Raw genomic sequence first — 7,952 nt, forward strand, 5'->3', positions numbered from 1 at the left:
GCCCGGGGCGACGCCGGGACTCCGAGCGCCGGACCGGGCCAGGGCAACGCCGGGACACTGAAAGCCGGTCCGGGCCGGGTCACGCCGGGACTCCGACACCGGTTCGAACCGACGCAACGCCGGGACGCTGAGCGCCACTGGGCCCGGCGCCCCGCCAGGCCCCCCAATGACCCTCCCGCCCGGCGCAACGCCGCAACTCTCAGGCACCGCACCATCCCGGGCTCGCTCCCGCAGAGCCCTCCGCATCGACCCGGCAGCCCGCGCCCGCTCAACACCACCTCGACCCGGCAGCCCGCGCCCCCTCAACACCACCCCGGCCCAGCGGGCCGCGCCCCCCTCAACGCCGTTCCGGCTTCGCGCTGCGGGACATCAGTTCCTTCAGGGCGACCACCGGGGGCTTGCCCTCGTGGACGATGCCGACGACCGTCTCCGTGATGGGCATGTCGACGCCGTGGCGGCGGGCCAGATCGCGTACCGACTCGCAGGACTTGACGCCCTCCGCGGTCTGCCGGGTGACGGCGATGGTCTCCTCCAGGGTCATGCCCCTGCCGAGGTTGGTGCCGAAGGTGTGGTTGCGGGACAGCGGTGAGGAGCAGGTGGCGACCAGGTCGCCCAGGCCCGCGAGGCCGGAGAAGGTCAGCGGGTCGGCGCCCATGGCGAGGCCGAGGCGGGTGGTCTCGGCGAGCCCGCGGGTGATCAGGGAGCCCTTGGCGTTGTCGCCCAGACCCATGCCGTCCGCGATGCCGACGGCGAGCCCGATGACGTTCTTCACGGCGCCGCCCAGTTCGCAGCCGACGACGTCGGTGTTGGTGTACGGGCGGAAGTACGGCGTGTGGCAGGCGGCCTGGAGCCGCTGGGCGACGCTCTCGTCGGCGCAGGCCACGACGGACGCGGCCGGCATCCGCGCGGCGATCTCCCGGGCGAGGTTGGGTCCGGTGACGACGGCGATCCGGTCCGGGTCGCTCTTCGTGACGTCGGCGATGACCTCGCTCATCCGCATCGTCGTACCGAGTTCGACGCCCTTCATCAGGGAGACGAGGACCGTGCCCGGCGCCAGCAGCGGGGTCCAGGCGGCGAGGTTGTGGCGCAGGGTCTGCGAGGGGACCGACAGCACGGTGAAGTCGGCGTCCGCGGCGGCCTCGGCGGGGTCGAGGGTCGCGCGCAGATTCTGCGGCAGCTCGACGCCCGGGAAGTAGTCGGGGTTCGTCCGCGTGGAGTTGATGGCGTCCGCGACCTCCGCTCGGCGTGCCCACAGAGTGACGTCGCACCCCGCGTCCGCCAGCACGATGCCGAACGCCGTGCCCCACGAACCGGCACTGAAGACCGCCGCCTTGACCGCCTTGCTCACTTGCTCCGCCCCTCCGCCTGCTTGCCCTGCGTCTGTGCCCTGGTCCGCGCCCTGGCCCGGGCCTTGGTGTCCGGCCTGTCCTGTGCCGTGGTCTGTTCCTGGGTCCGACGGCGCTGCTCGATACGCTCGCGACGCGGATCGTAGGGCATGGCGGGCGCCCGCTCACCGCGGATCTCCTCCAGCAGGGCGGTGACGGCGGCCATGATGACCTCGGTCGCCTCCCTGAGCACCTCCGCGGTCATCTCCTCGCCGTAGAAGCGGGAGAGGTCGACCGGCGGTCCGGCCAGCACATGGTGGGTCTTGCGCGGCAGCACACTCAGCTTCTTGGCATACGGCGGCAGCAGTTCGTTGGCGCCCCACTGGGCGACGGGGACGACCGGGCACCGGGTCTTCAGCGCGACGCGCGCGGCGCCGGTCTTGCCGGTCATGGGCCAGCCGTCCGGGTCCCGGGTGATGGTGCCCTCCGGGTAGAAGGCGACGCACTCACCGCGCTCCACAGCGTCGATGGCGGCGCGGAAGGCGCTGAGCGCGTCGGTGCTCTCCCGGTAGACGGGGATCTGCCCGGTGCCGCGCATGGCGGCGCCCACGAACCCCTTCCGGAAAAGACCGCTCTTCGCCAGGAATCGCGGAACGCGTCCGGTGTTGTACTGGAAGTGCGCGTACGCGAGGGGGTCCACGTGGGAATTGTGGTTCACCACGGTGATAAATCCGCCCTCGGCCGGAATGTGCTCCATTCCGCGCCAGTCCCGCTTGAGCAGAACCAGCAGGGGCGGTTTGCAGATCACCGCGGCCAAGCGGTACCAGAAGCCCTTTCTGCGGCGGGGCACGCGAACACCTTCCTCTTGGGCCTGGGGGGCCGCACAAGTGTCGCCCCAGGCCGCCTGTCTGTCGAGAACACCGTACGCCCGCGGGTCCCCGGCGACGGCTCCCGCAAGAACCCTCGCGCACTCCAGCCGAGGAAACCCCGGACCGGCCCGGGTGACAATGGCCGCGACAAGAGAGAGACGGAAACGCTGGTGCTGTGGACCTTGGTGGTACCCCTCAAGCCCTTGGCCCGAGCCAAGAGCAGGCTCGCCGACACGGCGGCGGACGCGCTGCGGCCCGGCCTGGCGCTGGCCTTCGCCCAGGACACGGTGGCGGCGGCCCTGGCCTGCCCCGCGGTGGCCGGTGTGGCGGTCGTCACGGACGACGCGCTGGCCGCCCGTGAGCTGTCCGCACTGGGCGCGGGCGTTCTCGCCGACGAACCCGGCCGGGGCCTGAACCCCGCGCTGGAGTTCGGGGCGGCAAAGGTAAGGACCGCCCGTCCCAATACCCCGGTGGCCGCTCTCAACGCCGATCTCCCGGCACTGCGCCCGGCGGAATTGGCCCGGGTGCTGGATGCCGCCGCGCAATTCCCGCGCGCTTTCCTGCCGGATGCCGCCGGTGTCGGCACCACACTCCTCGCGGCCGGTCCCGGCATGGAATTGCGCCCGGCATTCGGCACGGATTCCCGGGCCCGCCACCTCGTCTCGGGCGCCACGGAACTCATCCTCGACACGGTGGATTCCGTACGGCAGGACGTGGACACCGGCATCGATCTGCGAGCGGCGCTGGCGCTGGGTGTCGGCCCCCGTACGGCGACGGCCACCGCGCGGCTGCTGATCGCCGGGCAGTAGGCTGCGGTCATGCAGGCGACCGCATATACGTACGACGCCGGGACCCGCAGCGGCCAGGTGCTGCTGGACGACGGCACGCCGGTGCCCTTCGACACCGCCGCTTTCGACGCGGGCGGGCTGCGGCTGCTGCGTCCGGGGCAGCGGGTGCGGATCGAGACGGAGGGCGAGGGCGAGGCCCGCCGGATCACGCTGGTGACGCTCCAGACGCTGTAGCCGCGCCGACCGCCGCCACGCCGTAGTCGTGCCGGCCGTCGGCCGCCAAGCCCACCCAGCATACGCAAAACCCCAGGTCACAGCAGTGTCCCGGGGAGAAAACGCCGCGGGCCGGGCTCCCGAGGGAGTCCGGCCCGGCGCGTGAGTGCCCTGCGGTCCGCCTACTTGCGGGCGGTGGCCTTCTTGGCGGTGGTCTTGCGAGCCGTCGACTTCTTGGCGGGGGCCTTCTTGGCCGTCGCCTTCTTCGCCGGGGCCTTCTTCGCCGTCGCCTTCTTGGCGGTGGTCTTCTTCGCCGCCGTCTTCTTGGCCGCCGCCGTGGTCTTCTTGGCGGTCGTCTTCTTGGCGGCGGTGGTGGCCTTCCTGGCCGCGGCGGTGGTCTTCTTCGCCACCGCGGTGGTCTTCTTGGCGACCGCCCTGGTGACCGCCTTCTTCGCGGTGGTCTTCTTGGCCGCGGCCTTCTTGACCGTGGCGGAGGCGCCACCGGTCAGGCTGCCCTTGGGGGCCTTCTTCACGGCGATGTCGCCCTTCGGGAGCTTCTTCGAGCCGCTGACCAGGTCCTTGAACCCCTGGCCCGCGCGGAAGCGGGGCACGGAGGTCTTCTTGACCCGAACCCGCTCGCCCGTCTGGGGGTTACGGGCGTAGCGAGCCGGACGCTCGACCTTCTCGAACGAGCCGAACCCGGTGACCGAGACCCGGTCGCCCGCGACGACCGCACGGACGACGGCGTCCAGGACCGCGTCGACGGCATCGGCGGCCTGCTGACGGCCGCCCATCTTGTCGGCAATCGCTTCTACGAGCTGCGCCTTGTTCACGTCTTCCCCTTCGGAGACATTGCCAGAACGAATGTGTTCAAGCTTTTTCGCACGTTAGGCAGATATATACCGCAAATCAAACACGAAACGGGCTTATCACCCTTGTGCCGCAACGGACTCGACTGCCCTGGCCCGTTCAGCGTTCCTCGTCGGGGAATCGACCCTCGTCGAGGTCCGCGGTGAACGTCTCCAGACGCCTTGCCGCATCGGCGAGATCGTGCTTGGCCGCGGCCGTAATGACCAGCAGCTTCCGGGTCAGCGCCATCCGTACGCCCTCCGGGACTTGCAGTGCGCGCACTCTTGTGTGCGCTTCCTTGAGCTGGTCCGCGACCGCCGCGTAGAGCTGGAGTTGGCCGTCGTGTCCCATGCACAGATTGTGCCATCTGGGGCGAGTTGTCGCCTGCTCGGGGGGCAACTGCCCCCTCTAACGGCCCTTCCAGGGACCGCCGCGGCCCGGCCCGCCGGACCCGCCCATCGCGCCAACCACCGCTGTGACATGGGCAGTTGTGAGCGGCTCCGACGGGCCATGCGGCCGTACGGGTACAGAAACGGCTGTACCCCCGATCGGGCCGATCGGGGGTACAGCCGGGAGGTTGGGTGGCCGAAACTCGACCTTCGAGCGGGCCCCGGGGGACCCGCCCGGCTCACAGGGTGAGCGTGCGCGGCTTGTGCTCGGGCCGCCCCGTCTCGTACGTGGCGATGTCCGCCTCGTTCTGGAGGGTGATGGAGATGTCGTCCAGGCCGTTGAGCAGCCGCCAGCGGGAGTTCTCGTCCAGCTCGAAGGAGGCGGTGATGCCCTCGGCTCGCACCTCACGGGCCTGGAGGTCCACGGTCACCTCGGCCTGCGGGTCGCGGTCGGCCAGCTCCCACAGCGCGTCCACGATCTTCTGCTCCAGAACGACCGTGAGCAGGCCGTTCTTGAGTGAGTTGCCGCGGAAGATATCGGCGAAACGCGAGGAGATCACGGCCTTGAAGCCGTAGTTCTGGAGCGCCCAGACGGCGTGCTCACGGGAGGAGCCGGTGCCGAAGTCGGGTCCGGCGACCAGCACGGTCGCCCCCTGCCGCTCGGGCCGGTTGAGCACGAAGGCGGGGTCCTTGCGCCAGGCCTCGAACAGCCCGTCCTCGAACCCGTCCCGGGTCACCTTCTTGAGCCAGTGAGCAGGGATGATCTGGTCGGTGTCCACATTGCTGCGGCGCAGCGGGACGGCCCGGCCGGTGTGGGTGGTGAATGCTTCCATGGCGGTTCAGACTCCAGCGGGCGTGCGGTCGTCGGTCAGGTCGGCCGGGGAGGCCAGGTGCCCCAGCACGGCGGTCGCGGCGGCGACCTGCGGAGACACCAGATGCGTACGGCCGCCCTTGCCCTGCCGCCCCTCGAAGTTGCGGTTGGACGTGGAGGCGGAGCGCTCGCCCGGGGCCAGCTGGTCCGGGTTCATGCCCAGGCACATCGAGCAGCCCGCGTGCCGCCATTCGGCGCCGGCCTCCTTGAAGACCGTGTCCAGCCCCTCGGAGACGGCCTGGAGCCCGACCCGCGCGGAGCCCGGCACGACCAGCATCCGTACCCCGTCGGCGACTTTGCGGTCCTTGAGGATCTCGGCGGCGGCGCGCAGATCCTCGATCCGTCCGTTGGTGCAGGAACCTACGAAGACGGTGTCCACGTTGATGGAGCGCAGCGGCTGTCCGGCCGCCAACCCCATGTATTCCAGGGCCTTTTCGGCGGCGAACCGCTCCGAGGCGTCTTCGTACGAAGCCGGGTCGGGGACCTGGGCCGAAAGCGGGGCGCCCTGCCCGGGGTTGGTGCCCCAGGTGACGAACGGCGACAGCTCGGCGGCCTCGATGACCACCTCGGCGTCGAACTCGGCGTCGTCGTCCGTGCGCAGCGTCTGCCAGTACTCGACGGCGGCGTCCCAGTCGGCGCCCTCGGGGGCGTGGGCGCGGCCCTTGAGGTAGGCGAAGGTGGTCTCGTCCGGGGCGATCATGCCCGCGCGGGCGCCGGCCTCGATGGACATGTTGCAGATGGTCATCCGGGCCTCCATCGAGAGCTTCTCGATGGCCTCGCCCCGGTACTCCAGGATGTAGCCCTGGCCGCCGCCGGTGCCGATCCTCGCGATGATCGCCAGGATCAGGTCCTTGGCGGTGACCCCGTCGGGCAGCTCGCCCCTGACCGTGATCGCCATGGTCTTCGGGCGGGCCAGCGGCAGCGTCTGGGTGGCCAGCACATGCTCGACCTGCGAGGTGCCGATGCCGAACGCCAGCGCGCCGAAGGCGCCGTGCGTGGAGGTGTGCGAGTCGCCGCAGACCACGGTGGTGCCGGGCTGGGTCAGTCCGAGCTGCGGGCCGACCACATGGACGACGCCCTGCTCGACGTCACCGAGCGGGTGCAGCCGCACCCCGAAGTCGGCGCAGTTCTTGCGCAGCGTCTCCAGCTGGACGCGGGAGACCGGGTCCGCGATGGGCTTGTCGATGTCGAGGGTGGGGGTGTTGTGATCCTCGGTGGCGATGGTCAGGTCGAGCCGGCGCACCCGGCGCCCGCTCTTGCGGAGGCCGTCGAACGCCTGCGGGCTGGTCACCTCGTGCAGCAGGTGCAGATCGATGTAGAGAAGGTCGGGCTCGCCCTCCGCGCGCCGGACGACATGGTCGTCCCAGACCTTTTCCGCGAGTGTCCTACCCATCGCTTTCCCTCCGATCGACGCACTCCGCGCCGACCCAACTAGAGATCATGGAGGCGGCGGCGCGCCCTCCCCCTCGGTCCGGGCGCCCGTCACCAGGCCCCTTGAGTCCGCGGGCCGCTATGCCTTCGTGATATCCAGAGTGGCGCGTTCCACGAAAAATTGAACTTGCGTTTCACAGAGTGAGACGCGAATATCGTTGCATGGACAACAGTAGCGGCGTCGGCGTTCTGGACAAGGCGGCCCTCGTCCTGAGTGCTCTGGAGTCCGGTCCGGCCACCCTCGCGGGTCTGGTCACGGCCACCGGACTGGCTCGACCCACGGCTCACCGCCTGGCCGTGGCCCTGGAACACCACCGGATGGTGGCACGCGACATGCAGGGCCGTTTCATCCTGGGCCCGCGCCTGGCCGAGCTGGCGGCGGCGGCGGGCGAGGACCGGCTGCTCGCGACGGCCGGCCCGGTCCTGACGCATCTGCGGGACGTCACGGGCGAGAGCGCACAGCTCTACCGCCGCCAGGGCGACATGCGGATCTGCGTCGCCGCCGCGGAGCGCCTGTCCGGACTGCGGGACACGGTCCCGGTCGGTTCGACGCTCACGATGAAGGCGGGCTCCTCGGCCCAGATCCTCATGGCCTGGGAGGAGCCGGAGCGCCTGCACCGGGGCCTCCAGGGCGCCCGCTTCACGGCCACGGCCCTGTCGGGCGTACGCCGCCGGGGCTGGGCCCAGTCGATCGGCGAGCGCGAGCCCGGCGTCGCCTCGGTCTCCGCGCCGGTACGCGGCCCGTCCAACCGCGTGGTGGCCGCCGTCTCCGTCTCCGGCCCCATCGAGCGCCTCACCCGCCACCCGGGCCGTATGCACGCCCAGGCCGTGATCGACGCGGCAGGCCGCCTCTCCGAGGCCCTGCGCCGCACCGGCTGACCCCGAGAGGACGAGAAGGGGCCCCAACGCCGCGGCCCCTTTCTCCCCACGGCGGGGATCACGCCCCTGGGACGCGGGAAACGCCGTCATCAGGTGAAGCCACGCCGAGCCCGCCCCCCTCAGGGGCGCGGGGAACTGCGCGAGAACCCCCCACGACCCGCACCCGCCCCCACACCCGCCCCCGCCCACCGCGAGGGCGCGACGACGGCCACAAACCCCACCCGCACACACGAAAACGGCCCCCCACCTCAGCGCACCCGCTAAGGCGAAGAGCCATCGTCCCGTACCCCCGACCGGATTCGAACCGGCGCTACCGCCTTGAGAGGGCGGCGTGCTAG

9 protein-coding genes are annotated in these 7,952 nt (G+C 71.0%); 3 read left to right on the forward strand and 6 right to left on the reverse strand.

All coding sequences use genetic code 11. From position 1 onward, the window contains the following. Positions 1-337: 337 nt before the first annotated feature. Together ACFRFC_RS16145 and ACFRFC_RS16150 are read right to left on the reverse strand one after the other, a co-directional pair. Positions 338-1,348, reverse strand: coding sequence for an NAD(P)H-dependent glycerol-3-phosphate dehydrogenase (locus ACFRFC_RS16145; protein WP_382685235.1), 1,011 nt, complete (start codon positions 1,346-1,348; stop codon positions 338-340). Beyond that, a complete protein-coding gene (locus ACFRFC_RS16150; RefSeq protein ID WP_382685238.1) occupies positions 1,345-2,175 on the reverse strand; it encodes a lysophospholipid acyltransferase family protein in 831 nt (276 codons plus the stop codon). Before ACFRFC_RS16150 ends, ACFRFC_RS16145 begins: the two co-directional genes overlap by 4 nt. Positions 2,176-2,364: 189 nt before the next feature. Between ACFRFC_RS16150 and cofC the strand changes: the two genes are divergently transcribed. Continuing rightward, complete coding sequence (gene cofC, locus ACFRFC_RS16155) at positions 2,365-3,003, forward strand: 2-phospho-L-lactate guanylyltransferase (protein WP_382685241.1); 639 nt, start codon at positions 2,365-2,367, stop codon at positions 3,001-3,003. A 9-nt stretch (positions 3,004-3,012) separates the two neighbouring features. Beyond that, entirely contained in the window at positions 3,013-3,216 is a 204-nt protein-coding gene (locus ACFRFC_RS16160; protein WP_382685243.1) for a hypothetical protein, read from the forward strand. A 161-nt stretch (positions 3,217-3,377) separates the two neighbouring features. Here the strand turns inward: ACFRFC_RS16160 and ACFRFC_RS16165 are convergent, their stop codons facing one another. From ACFRFC_RS16165 to leuC, 4 genes are all read right to left on the reverse strand, one after another. Further along, positions 3,378-4,028 carry an HU family DNA-binding protein gene (locus ACFRFC_RS16165; protein ID WP_382685245.1) on the reverse strand — a complete coding sequence of 217 codons (651 nt, stop codon included), beginning with the start codon at positions 4,026-4,028 and terminating at the stop codon, positions 3,378-3,380. A 136-nt stretch (positions 4,029-4,164) separates the two neighbouring features. Beyond that, the gene (locus ACFRFC_RS16170; protein ID WP_382685247.1) at positions 4,165-4,395 is read right to left on the reverse strand and encodes a hypothetical protein; all 231 of its coding nucleotides are present in this window, start codon (positions 4,393-4,395) and stop codon (positions 4,165-4,167) included. A gap of 277 nt (positions 4,396-4,672) precedes the next feature. After that, positions 4,673-5,266: a 3-isopropylmalate dehydratase small subunit gene (gene leuD, locus ACFRFC_RS16175; RefSeq protein WP_382685249.1), complete on the reverse strand. Its 594-nt coding sequence runs from the start codon at positions 5,264-5,266 to the stop codon at positions 4,673-4,675. A 6-nt stretch (positions 5,267-5,272) separates the two neighbouring features. Continuing rightward, the gene (gene leuC / locus ACFRFC_RS16180) at positions 5,273-6,697 is read right to left on the reverse strand and encodes a 3-isopropylmalate dehydratase large subunit (protein ID WP_382685251.1); all 1,425 of its coding nucleotides are present in this window, start codon (positions 6,695-6,697) and stop codon (positions 5,273-5,275) included. Between the two features lie 200 nt (positions 6,698-6,897). On the opposite strand from leuC, the gene ndgR reads away from it, so the two are divergent. Further along, the gene (ndgR, locus tag ACFRFC_RS16185; protein ID WP_355744063.1) at positions 6,898-7,614 is read left to right on the forward strand and encodes an IclR family transcriptional regulator NdgR; all 717 of its coding nucleotides are present in this window, start codon (positions 6,898-6,900) and stop codon (positions 7,612-7,614) included. Positions 7,615-7,952: the final 338 nt, after the last annotated feature.

It is taken from the genome of Streptomyces sp. NPDC056734, assembly GCF_042790455.1.
Lineage (GTDB): Bacteria > Actinomycetota > Actinomycetes > Streptomycetales > Streptomycetaceae > Streptomyces.